Raw genomic sequence first — 18350 nt, forward strand, 5'->3', positions numbered from 1 at the left:
TAGAACGGTGGCAGGACCGGCCGTCGCGATGCCGTTCCCCGCAGGAGGGCTCCCATCATGTCCCGTACGTGGATCACCCGGCCGGAGAACGAGCGGGACATCCCCGCGATCCGCCGGGCCAACCTGGAGGCGTTCCCCACCCCCCTGGAGGCCGACCTCGTCGAGGCGCTGCGCGCCGGCCCGGCGTGGATCCCCGGGCTGTCCATCGTGGCGGTGGACGACGACGGCACCGTCGCCGGGTACGCGCTGCTCACCCGCTGCCACGTCGGCGACGCCCCGGCCCTGGCGCTGGGGCCCTGCGCGGTCCTGCCCCGCCACCAGAAGCAGGGCGCGGGATCGGCCGCGATCCGCGCCGGCCTCGAGACCGCCCGGGGCATGGGCGAGAACCTCGTCCTCGTTCTCGGCCATGCCGAGTACTACCCGCGCTTCGGGTTCACCCGGGCCTCCGTGTACGGCATCCGCCCGCCCTTCGAGGCGCCCGACGAGGCGATGATGGCGCTGGTGTTCGACGAGACCCTCCCGGTGCCGAGCGGCGTCATCGTCTACCCCCCGCCGTTCGGCGTCTGACTCCCGGAGACCTCCCGGAAATCCGGCCTCACCTCACCGCGAACCGCTGCTCGATGAGGGGCGCGTCGTATGCGGCGACGGCCGCCAGGGCGGCTACGGCGTTGAGAGGCACCGCATCACGGACCGGGCCACGGCGGCCGCCGAGCGCGGCATGGGCGATGCGCGCGTCGCCGGCCGGAGCAATACCGGATGAGGGTCAGATGTCCCGCTCGCCGACGATCTCGTCGTCGCTCATCTCCCCGGTCCGCCGGAACCCGAGCTTCAGGTAGAACGGCTCGGGCCCGTCGTCGCCCGGCACCCACGTCACCGTCACCCGCGTCTTCCCGCGCCTGCGGAGCTCCTCGCAGACGGCCTCCACCGCGAAGCGGCCGTAGCCCAGGCCCTGTCTGTCGGCGGCGATGGCCAGCCGCCAGAGCCCGGAGCGGAGGTGATCCTCCGGATCGCCCGGGTTGAGGCGGACGTCCAGGAAGGCCATGACGAAGCCCACGAGCTCGTCGCCGTCGAAGACCAACCGCGGCCAGGCGATGTCCGGCTGCGCGTACGCCTCGGCCAGCGACTGCGCGACCGGGGCCACGAACCGCTCCTGGCCGGGGCGGAGCTTCATGTCACAGGCGGCGCGGACGTTCTCGGGGGTGACCTTCTCCAGGCGGAGCGACGCTGTCATGCCGGAACCCTATAGACACCCCGAGAGGACCGGGCAACCGAATATCGCCCGTCGAGGGCGACATGTCCGGCGGGGAAATCGGACCTCCCGGTCCGGTGGACACCGGCCACGGATGGGCGCCGAGCCGGGGTCGACGGTGGTCGTCTGCGTTCTCTCAGCCGTCCGCGTTCTCTCAGCCGTCCGCGTTCTCCTCGCCGGCGTGGAGAACACGGAAACGGCCGGGTTCCGCCGGGTCCCGATCGGCCACGTGGACCGGTGTCCAGGCCCATTGCCAGACGCTGATGCCCGGTCTGCGGGAGAACCGGATCCGCCCGCGGGTGCCTTCGACTGCGACGCGCGACCAGGACCCGGCGGTGCGCGCCCGGTCCGTGCCGTGGGAACGCAGCACATCGGCGAGAACGGTGACCGTGTCGTAGCCCTCGAAGGCGACGAAGGAGGGTGCTTCGCCCAGCCGCTCGCGGAGGGCCGCCTCGACTCGTGCGCCGAGGGGGCTGAGGCGCTCGGGCAGGTAGCGCAGGAACGGGATCGCGGCGCCGTCATCGCCCAGCAGCGTCGCCCATTCGGCGAACTCCGGCTGCCCGGCCGGAGCACCGATCATGATCTCGGCGAGGCGCTCGTCGCGGCGGACGGACTTGACGATCGACACCGCCGGCTCCGGGTGGCCGGCCAGAAGAAGGAGGGCTGTCGCGCCGTCGCCGACGAGTTCGTCGCACACGGCCGTGGGGGAGAGCGCGCGCATGTCGAGTTCGATGACGGTACCGCCGCGTGGAGCGAGGCAGTCCCGCAGGATGCGGGTTCCGGCAGCCCAGTAGACACTCGGATCGGCTGCCACGGCGATCCGGCTGTGACCCGCGCCGAGGAGGAAGTCCGCGTAGATCCGCCAGCTGTGGGACTGCGCCGGGGCGAGGCGCGCGACCCACTCCGTCGGCTGTTCGGTCAGCGCGTCGAGAACCGCCGACGAGCACAGGAACGGCAGGCCGAGGGCGTCGGCTCTGGTGGCGGCGGCGCGGGCGACGACGCTGTGATATTCCCCCGCCACGGCTGCCACGCCCAGGCGGGCCAGTTCGTCCATCGCCTCCGCGGCCCTCCGCGGATCAGCCGCGGTGTCCCGGACTACCAGCTCAAGCGGTCTTCCGGTGATTCCGCCGAGGTCGTTGACGTCGCGAACGGCCAGTTCGAATCCGGCGAGCAGGTGCCGGCCCGCCGCGGCCCAGCCGGGCCGGGTCAGCGGAACGAGAACGCCGATCCGGACGGACGGTCCGTCAGCCTGGTCCGCTCCAGGCGGCGATGGCGGTGTATCCAGCGGTGTATCCATGCGTCGGCGTCTCCCGCGTGATGGTTCGCTCGCAGTGTGCCCGGATCGCGGACCGGCCGCTCTCTCCGGTTCCCGTGGTTTTTCTCCCTCCGGGCCAGGGCTCACCCGTCTCCGAGGCGGCGCAGCAGGGAACGCTTGGCCGTGGCGAACTCCTCGTCGGTGAGCACGCCCGAGCGGTGCAGCTCTCCGAGTTCACCCAGCCGCCGGATCACGGTGTCGGGGCTCTCCAGCTCGGCCATCCGGCGCAGCAGCGCGTCCTGCTCTCCGGCTCGGCCGGCCGGCAGCGCGGGCGGCGCGGGCGGCTCCGCGGGCAGGCGCGCGAGCCGGGCCAGTACGGCGGCGGCGACCAGGGCGGTCGTACCGCCGTAGCGTTGCACGCCCCAGGCCAGGCAGTGCGGGTCCTTCTCCGGAGCTTTGGCGGGCGGGCCGCCCCTGAGCCGGAAACGGAGGAAGCCGTAGCCCAGGCCGTGCTGCGGGGCCCATTCCACGCCCTCCACGTCCGGCAGCAGGAACGCCTGCGGGCCCGCCGACTCCTTGCCCGAACTGGCGAACAGAGTCCACTCCAGGCGGATCCGCTCGCCGTCGAAGCTGACGGTGCCGTCACCCGCCGAGGCGGACATCGGGACGGCGGGGCCGGGCAGCAGGAAGGACTCGACCGGACCGCTCGGCACCTGCTCCAGCGCCAGGGCGGTGCGTACCTCGTCGACGAGGTACTCGGCAGCCCCGGTGCGCTCCTTGGGGACGGCCAGCCGGTAGGGGTCGGCGGAGCCGGTGAGCCGCCCGGCGACCACGTCGGTCAGCGGGTCCGCGCCGGGCCGCAGGCGGAGCTGGACGCTGCCGCCCTTGCGGGACGGCTCGAACGACACGCCGCCGATCGCCGCGAGGGGAACGGCCAGCTCGCCGAGCGTCCTGCGCAGCTCGTGGACGTCGTCGCCGCCCGGCACGATGCGGAGGAGCTCACCGTCGAACGTCCATGATCCCTCCGGAACGAAGATCTCGGCCATGTCCGCCACCATAGATCATTCCTGGTGTGGTGTGTTCCCGTCCCTCCCCCTTTAGACCGAAGTATCACGCCGCTCCGACTTCGGTGGCGTGTTCCCTCCGCGGCCCCGGCGCCACGGGACGTCAGAGCAGGATGACGGGATCGCCGAGCCGTACCGGCCCCGGCCTCACCACCGTGGCCAGCGCGTCCAGCCGCATGTCGTGGGAGTGCGCGATGGCCCGCAGCACCAGCGGCGAGTGGGGGAGGTCCTGCTGGGCCTCGTTGACCATCGCGCACCGCTCGCTGGAGCGCACGAACTCCACGCGCAGCGTGCCGCCGACCAGGGCCCCGTTCCCCAGCCAGTCGTCCTCCACGAACGGGCGGGTTCCGGGCGGGGTGCGCAGCAGGAGGTTCGGCCGGAAGCGGCGCTCGTCGACCGGGACGCCGGGGACGGCCGCGCGCACCCAGTCGAGGGTGGCGGTGGTCAGAACGCTGAGCGGGAGCTGGTCGAAGTGTGAGATCTCCGCTTCGCGGGCCAGTTCGACGTCGTCGCGGCCGAGGTGGCGGCGGAGGTATGCGGTGGCGTCCGGTACGGCCGTGCCGTACGGATCCAGCAGTTCGGGCCACTCGGTCCCGCCGCGGCTGGGGTAGCGGGAACGCAGCCGGAGCAGGCCGTCCATCCGGCGGAACCGGCGCGTGTTCTTCCCCGAGCCGAACTTCCCGTCGGCGTCGCGTACCGCGAACAGGCGGTCACCGACGATGCCCCGCGTGTCGGCATGTGCCCGTTCCAGCAGCTCGCCGCCCGTCGACTTGACCGGATATCGCCAGATCCGCTCGACCGTGCCCATGGTGATCGCCACGGCCCGACGCTACCGCAGGCCGACGATCACGATCGTTCTCCACCGGGCATCCCCGGCCGCCCACCGGCCACCGGCCGTCCGCGGTTCAGAGGTCGGCTGGAGCCCGGTGGACGGCCCGGCGTGGTGAACGACATCGAGGCGGCTCCTTATCCGTTTCATCCGTGCCGGGGCCGCGCCGAGTCCGCGCCGCGGTGCCGTACCAGCGGCAGGTACACCTCGTCGACGATCTCGACGAGGACCTCGTCGGGCGCGGTGGGGACCCCGCGCACGACGAACTCGTTGCGCAGCAGGACGATGGCCACGGTGGCGACCCGCGGATGGAGCGCTTCGGGGGAGGCCTCGCCGCGCGCGACCGCGCGTCCCAGGATGGTCAGCCAGGCGGCGGCCGTGGCGTCGGAGGACTCCTCCGGCAGCTGCGTGAGGAACTCCGATGCGCCACCGGCCGCGGCCAGGAGCTCGCGCAGGATCGCGCCGAGGGGGGAACTCCAGTGGCGGTTCGCCCGGCGCAGCATCTCCAGGACGTCGCCGCGCAGGTCACCGGTGTCGGGAGGCTGGACCGTCGTGGTCAGCCGCCGGTAGGCGGCGATGCCGAGGGCGAGCCGGTTCGGCCAGCGGCGGTAGACGGCGTTCTTGTTGGTGCCGGCGCGTCCGGCCACCCTGTCCATCGTCAGCCCGGCGTATCCGGACTCGGTCAGCTCGTCCACCGCGGCGCGCAGGATCGCCTCCTCCAGGGCGGCGCCGCGTCGTCGTGTCCGCCCGGCACCCGGCGGCTCCATCGGGTCCTCCACTGCCACCTTCCCAGTTAGGTACTAGAAGTACCCTATTGCGATGACGACCATCCTACGATAGAAGATATTCAAGGTACGAGAAGTACCTAATTCTTCTTGGGAAGGGATGCTGTCCGTGAGGGCGAAGGGCATCAGCTACGACACCGGCTTCTTCCATAAGGGAACATTCTCCCGCGAGCCGTTCGACCCCGGGGTGGTCGAGCGCGAACTGCGCATCATCCGTGACGATCTCCACTGCAATGCGGTCCGCGTCATCGGAGGCGATCCGGAACGGCTGGAACTCGCCGCGGCGTACGCCGCCGATCTCGGGCTGGAGGTCTGGTTCTCGCCCTATCCCCTCGGCCTGTCCGCCGAGGGGATGCTGTCGCTGTTCGCCGACTGCGCCGAGCGCGCGGAGCGGCTCCGGCGGCGCGGGGCCGAGATCGTGTTCGTCACCGGCGCCGAGCTGAGCCTGATGAACGACGGTTTCCTGCCCGGCGACACCGTCCGGCAGCGGCTCGCGCTGCTGACCGAGCCGGACCGGCTCCGGGAGCGGGTCGCCGAGGTCGGCGCGCGCGTCAACGCCTTCCTCGGCGAGGCCGTGGCGCTCGTCCGCGAACGGTTCGCAGGCAAGGTCACCTACGCCTCCATCCCGCTCGAACCCGTCGACTGGGCGCCCTTCGACATCGTCTCCGTGGATCTCTACCGGTCATCCGCGGTCGCCGACCGGTTCAGAGAGGGCGTCCGTACCCTCGTCGCGCAGGGAAAGCCGGTCGCGATCACCGAGTTCGGCTCCGCAGGCTACCGGGGCGCGGGCGACCGGGGCGCCAACGGCCTGGAGATCGTCGTGTACGACGAGGACACCGCCAGGCCGCTGCGGCTGAACGGCGAACACATCCGCGACGAGGCAGGTCAGGCCGCGTACATCCGCGAGCTGCTGGAGGTGTTCGACAGCGAAGGCGTCGACGGCGCCTTCGTGTTCACCTTCGCGCTCTACGACCACCCGCACCGGCCCGGCGGGGATCCCCGCGACGACCTGGACCTCGCCAGTTACGGCATCGTCAAGGTCCTCGGCGACGGCCACGCGGACACCTACCCCGGGATGCCCTGGGAGCCCAAGGCCGCGTTCACGGCCCTCGCCGGGCACTACGGGCGGCATTGAGGCGGCGCTGAGGCAGGCTGGGGCGGCGCTGAGGCAGGCTGGGGCGGCACTGGGGCGGCACTGGGGCGGCACTGAGCCGAGCTGGGGCATCGCCGGGATGGCGCGTCGGAATCCGCCTGCCGGGACGTTCCGGTCCGGCGGAGGGAGGTCACCCGTCGCGGAGGGAGAGCCCGCGCTCCTGCAGGGCTTCGCGGAGGATGCCCATCGCCTTGGGCCCCATGCCGTGCAGCGCGAGAAGCTCGGCCTCGGTGGCGCCGGTGAGCTGGTCCAGGCGGGTGTAGCCGGCGACCTCCAGGGCTCGCCGGGCGGGGTTGCCCATCTTCGGCAGGTCGCTCTCTCCGGTTCCCATCTCGTCTCCCTCTCTTCCCCGAGATCGAGGACGGATGCCCACGCTAGACAACGCGGGCGACAGTTCGGGGCCGCGTCCGGCGAATCGGTGCCGCCCGGACCGCATGAACCGGACGGGACCGGGCAGAGGGGCGATCATGAGCTTGGAATGGGAACAGGTCGTCGTGGACGCGGCCGATCCGGTGTCTCTCGGGCGATGGTGGGCCGACGCGCTCGGCTGGAAGGTGATCAACGACGCGAGCGACGAGTTCGAGATCCGCCCGGAACCCGACCGCCTCCCCGGGCTGATCTTCGTGCCCGTTCCCGAACCGAAGACCCTCAAGAACCGCCTGCACCTGGACTTCCGCCCCGACGACCAGGAAGCAGAGGTCGAACGGCTGCTGGCGCTGGGCGCGCGCCCGGCCGACGTGGGGCAGGGCGAGCAGTCGTGGATCGTCCTGGCCGACCCCGAGGGCAACGAGTTCTGCGTGCTCCGCGAACGGCGCTGAACGCCGTCCGGCGGCCGGGCCGGCGGGCGGCCCGGTGAGCGGCGCCGGGCGGCGGATTCACCGGCCGGTGTCTCATCAGGTGAGCTGGGGCCATTCCAGTGGGCGGCACATGGAAGACTTGTCCCCATGTTGCGCTGGTTGACCGCCGGAGAGTCCCACGGCCCCGAGCTCGTCGCGATCCTGGAAGGACTGCCCGCAGGGGTGGAGGTGACGACGGCCGACATCGACCGTGCCCTGGCGCGGCGCCGCCTGGGCTACGGCCGCGGTGCCCGGATGAAGTTCGAGCAGGACGTGGTCAGCGTCGTGGGCGGCGTGCGGCACGGCCGCACGCTCGGCAGCCCGGTCGCCGTCCGGGTGGGCAACACCGAGTGGCCCAAGTGGGAGACCGTCATGGCCGCCGACCCGGTGGACCCGGCCGTGCTGGAGGGCCAGGCCCGCAACGCGCCGCGCTCGCGCCCCCGGCCCGGCCACGCCGACCTCGCCGGCATGCAGAAGTACGGCTTCGACGACGCCCGCCCGGTGCTCGACCGGGCCAGCGCCCGCGAGACCGCGGCCCGCGTCGCCCTCGGCCAGGTCGCCCGGAACTTTCTCAAGCAGGCCCTCGGCGTCGACATCGTCAGCCACGTCGTCTCGATCGGGTCGGCTCGGACCACCGAGGGCGTCGTCCCCGGTCCCGGCGACATGGACGCCGTCGACGCCGACCCGGTGCGCTGCATGGACCCGGCCGGCAGCGCCGCGATGGTCGCCGAGATCGACAAGGCCCACAAGGACGGCGACACCCTCGGCGGCGTCGTCGAGGTGCTCGCCTACGGCCTCCCGCCGGGCCTGGGCAGCTACACCCACTGGGACCGCCGCCTCGACGCCCGGCTGGCCGCCGCGCTGATGGGCATCCAGGCGATCAAGGGCGTCGCGGTCGGCGACGGCTTCGAGACCGCGCGCCGCCCCGGCTCCCGCGCCCACGACGAGATCGAGAACACCCCCGACGGCGTCCGCCGCATCACCAACCGGGCCGGCGGCGTCGAGGGCGGCATGACCAACGGCGAGGTGCTGCGCGTCAGCGCCGCGATGAAGCCGATCTCCACCGTGCCCCGGGCGCTGGCCACGATCGACGTGCTGACCGGGGAGGCCGCCAAGGCCCACCACGAGCGCTCCGACGTGTGCGCGGTCCCGGCCGCCGCGATCGTCGCCGAGGCGATGGTCGCGCTGGTCCTGGCCGACGCGGCGATCGAGAAGTTCGGCGGGGACTCCGTCGAGGAGGTCAGCCGCAACCTGTCCGGATACCTGTCCTCAATGGTGATCAAGTAAATGAGCGGATCGGGAGCTGCAATGGGGCCGCGTGCCGTGCTGATCGGCGCCCCGGGATCGGGCAAGACCACCGTCGGCAGGCTCCTGGCCGAGCGGCTCGGGGTCGCCTTCCGCGACACCGACACCGACGTGGAGACCGTGGCGGGCAAGCCGGTGAGCGACATCTTCGTCGAGGACGGCGAGGAGCGGTTCCGGGAGCTTGAGGCGGAGGCCGTACGACGGGCGCTGGCCGAGCACGACGGGGTGCTGTCGCTGGGCGGCGGCGCGATCCTGGCCGAGGCGACGCGGGAGCTGCTGGCCGGCCACCCGGTGGTCTACCTGGAGGTCGGTCTCTCGCAGGCGGTGGCGCGGGTGGGCCTCGGCTCGGCGCGGCCGCTGCTGGTCCTCAACCCGCGCAGCCAGCTGAAGAAGCTGATGGACGCCCGCCGTCCGATCTACGAGGAGCTGTCCACCGTCAAGATCACGACCGATGAGCGCGGGCCGGACGAGGTCGTGGACGAGATCGTCAAGGAGCTGGGCGGATGAGCGGGGGCGAGGAGTCCGTGACGGCGCGCCTGGAGCGCCTGGAGCGGCTGGCACGGCTGGCGCGCATGGCGGGGGCCGCGGGGACGACCGGAGCGGTCGTGGCGGCGGCGAGCCTGAAGAAGGTACGGCGATGACGGTGACCAGGATTCCGGTCCCCGGGGAGGCCCCGTACGACGTGGTGGTCGGCACCGGGGTCCTCGGCGAGCTGCCGGGGCTGCTCGGGCCGAAGGTCCGCACCGTCGCGGTGGTGCATCCGGCGAGCCTGCCGGAGATCGCCCGCCCGGTCTGCGGCGCGATCGAGGCGGCCGGGTACGAGGTCGTGGCCCTGCCGGTGCCCGACGCGGAGCAGGCCAAGACCGTCGAGGTGGCCGCCGAGCTCTGGTCGGCCTTCGGCCGCTACGGGATCACCCGGTCCGACGCCGTGGTCGGCGTCGGCGGCGGGGCCACCACCGACCTGGCCGGATTCGTGGCCGCCACCTGGCTGCGCGGGGTCAAGGTCGTGCAGGTCCCGACCACCCTGCTCGGCATGGTGGACGCCGCGGTCGGCGGCAAGACCGGCATCAACACCCCCGAGGGCAAGAACCTCGTCGGTTCCTTCCACCCGCCGGCCGGGGTCCTGTGCGACCTGGCCACGCTGGTCTCGGTGCCCCGTGACGACTACGTCGGCGGCCTCGCGGAGATCATCAAGGGCGGCTTCATCGCCGACCCGGTGATCCTGGACCTCATCGAGGCCGATCCCGAGGGCGCCCGGCTCCCCGAGGGGCGGCACACCCGCGAGCTGATCGAGCGGAAGATCCGGATCAAGGCCGAGGTGGTCGGCGCGGACCTGCGCGAGGGCGGGCTGCGGGAGATCCTCAACTACGGCCACACCCTGGCCCACGCCATCGAGCGGGTCGAGGACTACCGGATGCGCCACGGCGAGGCCGTCGCCATCGGCATGGTCTACGCCGCCGAGCTGTCCCGCCTGGACGGCCGGATCGGCTCCGACGTCGTGGAGCGCACCCGGTCCATCCTGACCTCCGTCGGCCTGCCCACGGCCTACCGCCGGGAGGCCTGGCCCGCGCTCCGCGACCACATGCGGCTGGACAAGAAGAGCAGGGGCGCCACGCTGCGCTTCGTCGTCCTGGACGACCTGGCGAAGGTCTCCCCGCTGGAGGACCCGGCGGAGGAACTGCTGGAGGCCGCCTACCGCGAGGTCGCCCGATGACGGGGGCCGGGCCGGCCCCGGCGCGGCGGGCGGAGCGGGCCGCCAGGGGTGAGTCGTCCACGCGGCGGGCGGCGAGGGACGGAGCCGTCCGCGCGGTGAGTGAGGAGCGGTGAGTGACCCGATGAGACGCGTCTACGTTCTCAACGGCCCGAACCTGTCGCGGCTCGGCACCCGCGAGCCCGACGTCTACGGTGCGGAGACCTTCGCCGACCTGGCCGCGCTCTGCCGGGAGACCGGCCGGGAGCTGGGCCTGTCGGTGGAGGTCAGGCAGACCGACGACGAGGCCGAGATGGTGGCCTGGCTGCACGAGGCGGCCGACGGCAGGGTTCCGGTCGTGCTGAACCCGGCGGCGTTCACGCACTACTCCTACGCGCTGCGCGACGCCATCGCCCAGCGCACCGCGCCCCTGGTGGAGGTGCACATCTCCAACCCGGCCGCGCGGGAGGAGTTCCGGCACACCTCGGTGGTGGCCGCGGTGGCCACCGGAACCATCGCCGGGTTCGGCCTCTCGTCCTACGTGCTGGCGCTGCGGGCCATCGCCGACGCCGCCTGAGCGGCCGGCCGGACCTGGAGCCCGGCCGGTCACCGGGCGGGGCGGCGGAGGCCCTCAGGGCTACGAGGTAGAGGTTTTCCCTGCAAGCTTGATATTGCAGCATTTGTGAATGAATGACCGATTGTGGCTGAATGCCGCGGTGGTAGGACCGGGGGATCCGTGACGCGTTATCGCTCCTTCGTCGCTCTCGGCGACAGCTTCACCGAGGGACTCAACGACCCGGCGGTGGACGGCGACGCCGTCGGCCCGGCCGGGGCGGGCCGCTTCCGCGGCTGGGCCGACCGGGTGGCCGAACGCCTGGCCACGCTCGACCCGGAGTTCCGTTACGCCAACCTCGCGGTGCGCGGCAAGCTCATCGACCAGATCGTCGCCCACCAGGTGCCGGCCGCCGTGGAGATGCGCCCGGACCTGGTCAGCTTCTGCGCCGGGGGCAACGACCTGCTCCGGCCGGGCAGCGACCCCGACCGGATGGCCAAGAAGCTGGCGGGAGCCGTACGGCAGCTGCGGGCCACCGGGGCGGAGGTGCTGCTGTTCACCGGGGTGGACCCCCGTGACACCCCGATCATGCGCCGGGCCCGCGGGACTTTCGCGATCTTCTACATGCACGTCCGGTCCATCGCCGACCTGTACGGCTGCCGCCTGGTCGACCAGTGGTCGATGCAGGGCCTGCGGGACTGGCGGGCCTGGAGCGACGACCGCCTGCACATGAACGAGGAGGGCCACCGGATCGTGGCCGCCAAGGTGTGCGAGGTCCTCGGCGTCCCCACCGAGGACGACTGGCGGGTGACCTGGCCGCCCCGTGAGGACGTCGACCCCAGGGTCAAGCGCCGCGAGGACGTGCAGTGGGTCCGCACCCACCTGGGGCCGTGGGTCGTGCGCCGCCTGCGCGGCCGCTCCTCCGGCGACGACCTCGACCCCAAGCGCCCGGACCTCAAGCCGTTCACGGGGTGAGCGCCCCGCCGTGCGGAACCGCTCGTGAAGCGGGACCGCCGGGCCGCCGGAACGGACCGTCACCCGCTCCGGCCCGCGCTCCCCGCGGCTCTCAGGACGTCGTCAGGCGCCTGAGCGCCTCCCGGACCTTGGCCGGGTCGTTGGTGGGCCAGAAGGGCGGCAGGGAGGCCCGCAGGAACCCGGCGTAGCGGGCGGTGGCGAGACGGGGGTCGAGGACCGCGACCACGCCCTTGTCGTGCTGGCTGCGGAGCAGGCGTCCGGCTCCCTGGGCGAGCAGCAGGGCGGCGTGGGTGGCGGCGACCGCCATGAAGCCGTTGCCGCCCTTGGCGGCGACGTGGCGCTGACGGGCCGAGCTCAGCGGGTCGTCGGGGCGGGGGAACGGGATGCGGTCGATGATGACCAGCCGGAGCGACGGGCCGGGCACGTCCACGCCCTGCCAGAGCGACAGAGTGCCGAACAGGCAGGTCGGCTCGTCCTCGGCGAACTGCTTGACCAGCAGCATCGTGGAATCGTCGCCCTGGCACAGCAGCGGCACGCTCAGCCGGTCGCGCAGGGCCTCGGTGGCGGCCTTGGCCGCGCGCATCGAGGAGAACAGGCCGAGCGTCCGGCCTCCGGCGGCCTCGATCAGCTCGGTGATCTCTTCGAGGTAGGCCTCGGGCAGGCCGTCCCGGCCCGGCTGGGGAAGGTGCTTGGCGACGTAGAGGATGCCGCTGCGCGCGTGGTCGAAGGGGGAGCCGACGTCCATGCCGGACCAGCCGGAGCGGCGCCCGTCTCCCTTCCCGTCCCCGTCCCTGTCCGCGTCGCCGTCGCGGGAGCCCGAACCCGGGCTCGGGCCCGAGCCGAGGCCCCACTGGCGGGCCAGGCCGTCGAACGTGCCGCCCAGCGCGAGCGTGGCGGAGGTCAGCACGACGGTGCGGTCGCCGAACAGCTTGTCGCGGAGCATCCCGGCGACCGTCAGCGGCGCGACCCGCAGGATGGGCGGGCGGCGCTCGGTGGCGCCGTCCAGCCAGACGACCTCGGCCCGGTCGACCTCCTCGGCGTGGCCGAAGGCGTCCAGCATCCGCTGGGCGGTGTCGTGGACCTCGTCCAGCGCGGTGAAGGCGGCCTTGCGCAGCCCCGCGCCCTCCGGATCGTCCTTGTCGCCGGAGTTGCGGGGGCCCAGCGCCGTGATGCACGCCCACGCCGCGTCCCGGACCAGGGCGAGGGTCAGGCCGAGCACCTGGGGCAGCTCGTCCAGGCGCCCGGGGGGAGCGGCGGCCAGCAGCGCCTTCAGGTCTTCCCCGGCCTGCAGGAGCCGGTCGGAGACGCCCTGCTCGATCAGCCGCCCGACCCGGCTCACGGCCACGCTGACCATGCCGTCCGACAGCTCACCGCTCACCACGGAGGTGACCCGGTCGACCAGCTCGTGGGCCTCGTCGACGATGACGACCTCGTGCTCCGGCAGGAGCGGGAGGTCCTCCATCGCGTCGATCGCCAGCAGCGCGTGGTTGGTCACCACGACGTCCGACTCGCCGGCCCGCGCGCGGGCCAGCTCGGCGAAGCACTCCATCCCGCTCGGGCAGCGCTGCGCGCCCAGGCACTCTCTGGCGCTCACCGAGAACTGCCGCCAGGCCTGCTCGTTGACACCCGGGACCAATTCGTCACGGTCACCGGTCTCGGTCTCCTCCGCCCACTCCTGGATGCGCTGGACCATCCGCCCGGTGGCGCTCACCTCGCGCGGGTCGAACAGCTGGTCCTGCTCGTCGTCGGGCCAGCCCGCGGCGGCCTTGTAGCGGCACAGGTAGTTGCGCCGGCCCTTGAGGATCGCGAACGTCGGCTCGTGCGGGAGGACCGGGGCCAGCGCCTTGGCCAGGCGGGGCAGGTCACGGTCCACCAGCTGGCGCTGGAGCGCAATTGTGGCGGTGGAGACGACGACGGCGCCCTCGCCGGTCATCGCGTGCCGGATCGAGGGGACCAGGTAGGCCAGGGACTTGCCGGTGCCGGTGCCCGCCTGGACGGCCAGATGATCGCCGGAGTCGATGGCCCGCTGCACGGCCCGGGCCATCGCGATCTGGCCGGGCCGTTCGACCCCGCCGACGGCCTCGACGGCCACCTTCAGCAGCTCGTCCACCGGGGGCAGCTCCACCGCGGGGGTCTTCCCGGCGGTCTTGCGGGAGGTCTCGGCGGAGGCCCCGCCGTAGGCCCCGTCGCGAGCCTCGGCGGAGGCCCCGTCGCGGGTCTCGGCGGAGGCCCCGTCGCGGGTCTCGGCGGAGATCTCCACGGAGATCCCGGCAGAGGTCTCGGCGGAGGTTTCGGCAGGGGTGAGGGCGTCGGTCGGCACGGCAGTCAACCGTACCCGCTCACCCCGACAACCGGGGCTGGCTCCGCCCGGTCGCCGCGTGAACGCGTCCCGGCATTCCGGGAACCGGAGCCCGCATTCCGTGGCAGACTGGCGGAACCACCCCGGCGCGGACCGGTGCGACAAGTGGAGATGGGCCTTCCCTCTGGTGACACTGGGGCTGAAGATGGGGACGGTAGAACCGGTTCGGTAGGGTTTCCTGAGGTCGAGTGGACGAATAAAGGCTGGTTAAAGCAACATGTCCTCCATGTCGGAAGTTGTCCCGTTGCCTTCGTTCGGTGAAGTGTTCTTTGACGAGCGCGGCCAGGAGCGGGTGCTCCGCGTCACCTGGCACGAGGGAACGCTCGTGCTGAGTCTGTGGCGCGGCGAGATGTGCACCGCCAGTTTCCGCATGCCCATGGACGACGTGGCCCGCCTGGTCGACACCCTGGACCAGGGCTTCATCGACGCCGGCGGCCGCTATCCCGACGAGGTGGACGAGCACGCACCCTCGCCCGGGCACGGGGAGTTCCCCGGCACCGGCCAGTACGCCCGGCCCCGCCCCGAGGACTACGTCCACCCCCAGCCCTCGCCGCAGCCCCCCCCTCAGCCGCAGCAGTACGCCGACCCGGCGGCCGCCCAGGCGGCCCCACCGCCGGCCGGGCCGCCGGAGGACCTGCGCCAGCCCCCCGTCCTCGGCCCCAACGACGTGCTGGTGGCCCGGGGCAGCACGCCTCCGCCGGACCCCTTCCAGGACCGCGCGCCGGGGTACGGCGCGGCCGACGCGGTGCCGCGGGAGAACCTGATCGTCGGTGACTCCCTGCCCTACGGCCAGCCCCACCTCACCGACCCGGCGGGCCCAGGCGAGCAGCCGTACCCGGCGGCCGGCGCCCGCGGTGACCAGTCCTACGCGCCGGGCGACCAGTCCTACGCGCCGGGCGACCAGTCCTACGCGCCGGGCGACCGGTCCTACGCGCCGTCCGGTGACCGCTACGGCGTTCCCCAGTCCGCCGCCCCCTACGGAGGGTCCCAGCCCGACGCCTACGGCGTGCCCGAGACGTACGGCGCTCCGCAACGCCCCGCGGACTCCTTCGCCGCGCAGCAGTCCGCGGATCCTTTCTCCGCGCAGCAGCCGGTGGACCCCTTCTCCGCACCGCCCAGCCGGCAGCGGCAGGCCGACCGGCCGGTCGACCCCTTCACCCCCCACGTGGAGCAGTTCCCGGCGCCGCCCGCCCACCCCGACGTCTACCCGGCCCAGGGGCACTCCACCGACCCGTTCGGCTTCGCCGCCCAGAGCCAGCAGAGTCCCCAGAGCAGGCCCGCCGGGCACGAGGCCCCGGCGTCCGACCCCTACGGCTACCCCGCCGCCCAGCCCGCGCCCTTCGCATTCGGCGAGTCCCGGCACGCCGCCGGGCAGGCGCCCGCCCAGGGGGGCCACCCGGCCGATCTGCGTGACCTGTACGGCCCGCCGTCCGGATACGAGCCGCAGGCCGTGAACCCCTCCGATCCGCTGAACCTCCGCGGGCACCAGGCGGAGCAGCAGATATCCCGTCCCTATGTCCAGGAACCGCCGCCGCACTCCACCGGGGAGCGGCTCCGTCCCGAGCCGGGCTACGACGACCGGGACGACCGCCGCGGCTGGTGACCGTCCGCCCCGCCCCCGAGGCCGGTCCGGTGATCCATTGAGGCCGGTCCGGTGATCCATTAGTCTGGTCTCGCCTGACCGGCGGGAGGTGGGATGAACCAGGCGACCGTGGTGCAGCTGCTCGCCGTACCCGTCGTCGCGGTCGCGGTGGCCGCCGTGGCCAGACGCAGAGGGTGGTCCGCGCCGCTGCTGCTGGTCGTGGCCGGGCTGATGTTCTCGCCGTTCATGTCGGCCTACCGGCTGGACCACGAGCTGGTCCTGCTGGTCTTCCTCCCGCCGCTGCTCTACTCCGCCGCGATCGACAGCTCCTACCTGCGGCTCAAGGCCGTCCGCAGGCCGGTCATCCTCCTGTCGGTCGGGCTGGTGCTCTTCAGCACGCTGGTGATCGGCTGGGTCGCCCACCTGCTCCTGCCGGACCTGCACCCGGCGGCGGCCTTCGCGCTCGGCGCGATCGTGGCCCCGCCCGACGCGGTCGCCGCGGTGGCGGTGGCCCGCAGGCTGGGGCTGCCCCGCAAGGTGGTCACCATCCTGGTGGGCGAGAGCCTGTTCAACGACGCCACCGCGCTCACCGCCTACCGGGTGGCCGTCGCCGCCATACTGGGGGAGACCGTCACCTGGCTGGACGCCGTCGGTCGGTTCGCCTACGCGGCCGCGGGCGGTGTGGTGATCGGCCTCGCGCTGGCCTGGCTCCTGATCCGGGTGATACGGATGCTCAAGGACGCCCTGATCGAGAACACGGTCCTGCTGCTCACCCCGTTCGCGGTCTACCTCGCGGCCGAGGCCGTGCACGCCTCCGGGGTGGTCTCCGTGGTGATCGTCGGGATCGCCGTCGGCCACCGGCTGCCGCGCGGCGGGTTCGGCACCCGGTTGATGTCCGGCGTGATCTGGCGGATCGTGGACCTCTTCCTGGAGTCGATCGTCTTCCTGCTGATCGGCCTGCAGATGTGGCCGATCGTCAGCGCGCTGGACTGGTCGGACCCGTGGAAGCCGATCACGATGGCCCTGGCGGTCTTCGCCGCCGCCGTGGTCGCCCGCATCGTCTGGGTGGTGCCCGCCACCTACCTGCCCCGGATCCTGTCGCCCGGGGTCCGTCGGAACGAGCCCGACCCGCCGCCCTGGCAGAACGTCGTGATCGTCGGCTGGGCGGGAATGCGCGGTGTGGTCTCCCTGGCCGCCGCCTTCGCCCTGCCGGACTTCCCCGGCCGGGACATGCTGCTGTTCCTCACCTTCACCGTGGTGATCGGCACCCTGCTGGTCCAGGGCCTGTCGTTCCCCTGGCTCATCCGGCGGCTGCGGGTCTCCACCGAGCAGGAGACCTTCGCCGACGACCTGGCCGAGGCCGCCGCCCAGCAGGCCGCCGCCCGGGCCGCGCTGGCCCGGCTGGAGGAGATGGTGGCCGAGGGCGTCGACGAGATCCACCAGGAGGTGGTGGAGCAGCTCAGGCTCCGCACCGAGCGCCGGACGCTCACCGCCTGGGAACGCCTTGGCGGCGGGACGGGACCGGAGGGCGAGCAGACGCCCAGCGCCGTCTACCGGCGGCTGCGCCGGGAGATGCTGACCGCCGAGCGCGAGGTGTTCGTGCGGCTGCGCGACGAGCGCCGCATCGACGACGAGGTGCTCCGCCGGGTCATGCAGGAGCTCGACTTCGAAGAGGCGACGCTGGTCCGCGGCTGAGCTCGCGGACGGATACCGCCTGTGGCTGTCGGCGGCGCCGCGGAAGCGTTTCGTTGTGATCTGATGAAATGGCGACGGATTCCGTTGAGATGTGGCTCATCTGGATCGGAATCGGTACCGTATCGCCATGAAGATCGCTGAGACCGAACGCACCCGGCACCGGCGCCTCCGCGAGCAGGGGAGCCTCGACCGCGATGATCTGCACGCCGTCCTCGCCGCCGGATTCGTCTGCCATCTGGGAGTCGTCGTCGACGGCTGCCCGATGGTGGTGCCCACCGTCTACGGCCTGAGCCCGGACCGCGAGACGGTGTACTTCCACGGTTCGGTGGCCAGCCGGAGCCTGGTGGAGGCGCCGGGAAGCACCGTCTGCCTCACCGTGACGCATGTGGACGGGCTGGTGCTGGCCCGGTCGGTGTTCGAGCACGGGGTGAACTACCGCTGCGCCATGATCTACGGAGTGCCGCAGCCGGTCACCGACCCCGAGGAGAAACTCGCCGGGCTGCGCTGCCTGACCGAGCACGTCACCCCCGGACAGTGGGACTACGCCCGGCGGCCCAGCCGTAAGGAGCTGGCGGCGACGGCTCTGCTGGCGCTCGGCACCCGGGAGGCGTCGGTGAAGATCCGCACCGGCCCGCCCGACGACGGCGACGGTCCCGATGCCCGGCTCGGCGTCTGGGCGGGCGTGCGCCCGCTCCGGACGGTCTGGGGCGCCCTCGAACCCGACCCGTCATTGCCCGCCGGCGTCGACGCCCCGCCCCATCTCCGCTGAGGTCCACCCGCCTCACCCCGGGCCGTCGCCATTGGCGGGACGTTCCCATGCCGGGAAACCCTCATGCCGGAACGCGCACGGCCGACGGGGAGGTACGACCCCGAACGCGTGCGATGGAAGAGGCGATGGCAGGGCGGCCGTTGTTGTTCCTGCTGTTCGCGCTGTCGACGGTGGTGGCCGCCGTGGTCGCCGTCGTCGGCCGGCGGCGCCGGAGCACGGCTCGGTCGGCTTCTCCGTCACGGCGGTCATCA

Annotated in this window: 19 protein-coding genes; 12 read left to right on the forward strand and 7 right to left on the reverse strand. The window is 72.8% G+C overall.

Translation table 11 applies throughout. From position 1 onward, the window contains the following. Positions 1-57 precede the first annotated feature (57 nt). Positions 58-567, forward strand: coding sequence for a GNAT family N-acetyltransferase (locus IEZ08_RS24720; protein ID WP_189243077.1), 510 nt, complete (start codon positions 58-60; stop codon positions 565-567). A gap of 196 nt (positions 568-763) precedes the next feature. On the opposite strand, the gene IEZ08_RS24725 is transcribed toward IEZ08_RS24720, so the two are convergent. The 5 genes from IEZ08_RS24725 to IEZ08_RS24745 form a co-directional block, all read right to left on the reverse strand. Then, positions 764-1231, reverse strand: coding sequence for a GNAT family N-acetyltransferase (locus IEZ08_RS24725; RefSeq protein ID WP_068924643.1), 468 nt, complete (start codon positions 1229-1231; stop codon positions 764-766). Positions 1232-1403: 172 nt separating this feature from the next. Next, entirely contained in the window at positions 1404-2546 is a 1143-nt protein-coding gene (locus IEZ08_RS24730; RefSeq protein WP_229803473.1) for an ABC transporter substrate-binding protein, read from the reverse strand. Positions 2547-2647: 101 nt separating this feature from the next. Next, on the reverse strand, positions 2648-3550 hold the full coding sequence (locus IEZ08_RS24735; RefSeq protein ID WP_189243078.1) for a DUF4429 domain-containing protein: 903 nt from the start codon (positions 3548-3550) through the stop codon (positions 2648-2650). Positions 3551-3671: 121 nt separating this feature from the next. After that, complete coding sequence (locus tag IEZ08_RS24740; protein ID WP_141704136.1) at positions 3672-4388, reverse strand: MOSC domain-containing protein; 717 nt, start codon at positions 4386-4388, stop codon at positions 3672-3674. 155 nt (positions 4389-4543) lie between these two features. Continuing rightward, on the reverse strand, positions 4544-5164 hold the full coding sequence (locus IEZ08_RS24745; protein WP_189243079.1) for a TetR/AcrR family transcriptional regulator: 621 nt from the start codon (positions 5162-5164) through the stop codon (positions 4544-4546). Positions 5165-5291: 127 nt separating this feature from the next. Between IEZ08_RS24745 and IEZ08_RS24750 the strand changes: the two genes are divergently transcribed. Continuing rightward, on the forward strand, positions 5292-6317 hold the full coding sequence (locus tag IEZ08_RS24750; protein WP_068928956.1) for a glycoside hydrolase family 113 protein: 1026 nt from the start codon (positions 5292-5294) through the stop codon (positions 6315-6317). A 148-nt stretch (positions 6318-6465) separates the two neighbouring features. On the opposite strand, the gene IEZ08_RS24755 is transcribed toward IEZ08_RS24750, so the two are convergent. Then, the gene (locus tag IEZ08_RS24755) at positions 6466-6666 is read right to left on the reverse strand and encodes a helix-hairpin-helix domain-containing protein (RefSeq protein ID WP_189243080.1); all 201 of its coding nucleotides are present in this window, start codon (positions 6664-6666) and stop codon (positions 6466-6468) included. A 136-nt stretch (positions 6667-6802) separates the two neighbouring features. Here IEZ08_RS24755 and IEZ08_RS24760 point away from each other — a divergent pair, with 136 nt between their 5' ends. The 7 genes from IEZ08_RS24760 (at position 6803) to IEZ08_RS24790 (ending at position 11694) form a co-directional block, all read left to right on the forward strand. After that, positions 6803-7153 carry a VOC family protein gene (locus IEZ08_RS24760; protein WP_068924635.1) on the forward strand — a complete coding sequence of 117 codons (351 nt, stop codon included), beginning with the start codon at positions 6803-6805 and terminating at the stop codon, positions 7151-7153. A 126-nt stretch (positions 7154-7279) separates the two neighbouring features. Further along, positions 7280-8458 (forward strand): chorismate synthase, encoded by a 1179-nt coding sequence (gene aroC / locus IEZ08_RS24765; RefSeq protein WP_203863269.1) that lies wholly within the window; start codon positions 7280-7282, stop codon positions 8456-8458. Positions 8459-8479: 21 nt separating this feature from the next. Beyond that, positions 8480-8983 carry a shikimate kinase gene (locus IEZ08_RS24770; protein ID WP_189243081.1) on the forward strand — a complete coding sequence of 168 codons (504 nt, stop codon included), beginning with the start codon at positions 8480-8482 and terminating at the stop codon, positions 8981-8983. Then, the gene (locus tag IEZ08_RS24775; protein ID WP_189243082.1) at positions 8980-9117 is read left to right on the forward strand and encodes a hypothetical protein; all 138 of its coding nucleotides are present in this window, start codon (positions 8980-8982) and stop codon (positions 9115-9117) included. The genes IEZ08_RS24770 and IEZ08_RS24775 overlap by 4 nt, the downstream gene beginning before the upstream one ends. After that, positions 9114-10190: a 3-dehydroquinate synthase gene (gene aroB / locus IEZ08_RS24780; RefSeq protein ID WP_068924629.1), complete on the forward strand. Its 1077-nt coding sequence runs from the start codon at positions 9114-9116 to the stop codon at positions 10188-10190. Before IEZ08_RS24775 ends, aroB begins: the two co-directional genes overlap by 4 nt. Before the next feature lie 121 nt (positions 10191-10311). Further along, the gene (gene aroQ / locus IEZ08_RS24785; protein ID WP_068924627.1) at positions 10312-10743 is read left to right on the forward strand and encodes a type II 3-dehydroquinate dehydratase; all 432 of its coding nucleotides are present in this window, start codon (positions 10312-10314) and stop codon (positions 10741-10743) included. A gap of 159 nt (positions 10744-10902) precedes the next feature. Continuing rightward, positions 10903-11694, forward strand: coding sequence for an SGNH/GDSL hydrolase family protein (locus IEZ08_RS24790; RefSeq protein ID WP_068924625.1), 792 nt, complete (start codon positions 10903-10905; stop codon positions 11692-11694). Between the two features lie 91 nt (positions 11695-11785). On the opposite strand, the gene IEZ08_RS24795 is transcribed toward IEZ08_RS24790, so the two are convergent. Further along, positions 11786-13819: an ATP-dependent DNA helicase gene (locus tag IEZ08_RS24795; protein WP_189243112.1), complete on the reverse strand. Its 2034-nt coding sequence runs from the start codon at positions 13817-13819 to the stop codon at positions 11786-11788. Positions 13820-14279: 460 nt separating this feature from the next. On the opposite strand from IEZ08_RS24795, the gene IEZ08_RS40340 reads away from it, so the two are divergent. The 3 genes from IEZ08_RS40340 (at position 14280) to IEZ08_RS24810 (ending at position 18099) form a co-directional block, all read left to right on the forward strand. After that, positions 14280-15656, forward strand: coding sequence for a hypothetical protein (locus tag IEZ08_RS40340; RefSeq protein ID WP_189243083.1), 1377 nt, complete (start codon positions 14280-14282; stop codon positions 15654-15656). 93 nt (positions 15657-15749) lie between these two features. Next, the gene (locus IEZ08_RS24805) at positions 15750-17330 is read left to right on the forward strand and encodes a Na+/H+ antiporter (RefSeq protein ID WP_189243084.1); all 1581 of its coding nucleotides are present in this window, start codon (positions 15750-15752) and stop codon (positions 17328-17330) included. 127 nt (positions 17331-17457) lie between these two features. Then, positions 17458-18099, forward strand: a complete 642-nt coding sequence (locus IEZ08_RS24810; protein WP_189243085.1) for a pyridoxamine 5'-phosphate oxidase family protein — start codon at positions 17458-17460, stop codon at positions 18097-18099. Positions 18100-18350 lie beyond the last annotated feature (251 nt).

This window comes from Planobispora rosea, assembly GCF_014648175.1.
Classification (GTDB): Bacteria; Actinomycetota; Actinomycetes; order Streptosporangiales; family Streptosporangiaceae; genus Planobispora; species Planobispora rosea.

What these genes read in the sequence shown, in the direction of transcription:
- IEZ08_RS24720 (WP_189243077.1), top strand. Translation starts at nt 58, where the DNA reads ATGTCCCGTACGTGGATCACCCGGCCGGAGAACGAGCGGGACATCCCC.
- IEZ08_RS24725 (WP_068924643.1), bottom strand. Translation starts at nt 1,231, where the DNA reads ATGACAGCGTCGCTCCGCCTGGAGAAGGTCACCCCCGAGAACGTCCGC.
- IEZ08_RS24730 (WP_229803473.1), bottom strand. Translation starts at nt 2,546, where the DNA reads ATGGATACACCGCTGGATACACCGCCATCGCCGCCTGGAGCGGACCAG.
- IEZ08_RS24735 (WP_189243078.1), bottom strand. Translation starts at nt 3,550, where the DNA reads ATGGCCGAGATCTTCGTTCCGGAGGGATCATGGACGTTCGACGGTGAG.
- IEZ08_RS24745 (WP_189243079.1), bottom strand. Translation starts at nt 5,164, where the DNA reads ATGGAGCCGCCGGGTGCCGGGCGGACACGACGACGCGGCGCCGCCCTG.
- IEZ08_RS24755 (WP_189243080.1), bottom strand. Translation starts at nt 6,666, where the DNA reads ATGGGAACCGGAGAGAGCGACCTGCCGAAGATGGGCAACCCCGCCCGG.
- IEZ08_RS24760 (WP_068924635.1), top strand. Translation starts at nt 6,803, where the DNA reads ATGAGCTTGGAATGGGAACAGGTCGTCGTGGACGCGGCCGATCCGGTG.
- aroC (WP_203863269.1), top strand. Translation starts at nt 7,280, where the DNA reads ATGTTGCGCTGGTTGACCGCCGGAGAGTCCCACGGCCCCGAGCTCGTC.
- IEZ08_RS24770 (WP_189243081.1), top strand. Translation starts at nt 8,480, where the DNA reads ATGGGGCCGCGTGCCGTGCTGATCGGCGCCCCGGGATCGGGCAAGACC.
- IEZ08_RS24775 (WP_189243082.1), top strand. Translation starts at nt 8,980, where the DNA reads ATGAGCGGGGGCGAGGAGTCCGTGACGGCGCGCCTGGAGCGCCTGGAG.
- aroB (WP_068924629.1), top strand. Translation starts at nt 9,114, where the DNA reads ATGACGGTGACCAGGATTCCGGTCCCCGGGGAGGCCCCGTACGACGTG.
- aroQ (WP_068924627.1), top strand. Translation starts at nt 10,312, where the DNA reads ATGAGACGCGTCTACGTTCTCAACGGCCCGAACCTGTCGCGGCTCGGC.
- IEZ08_RS40340 (WP_189243083.1), top strand. Translation starts at nt 14,280, where the DNA reads ATGTCGGAAGTTGTCCCGTTGCCTTCGTTCGGTGAAGTGTTCTTTGAC.
- IEZ08_RS24805 (WP_189243084.1), top strand. Translation starts at nt 15,750, where the DNA reads ATGAACCAGGCGACCGTGGTGCAGCTGCTCGCCGTACCCGTCGTCGCG.
- IEZ08_RS24810 (WP_189243085.1), top strand. Translation starts at nt 17,458, where the DNA reads ATGAAGATCGCTGAGACCGAACGCACCCGGCACCGGCGCCTCCGCGAG.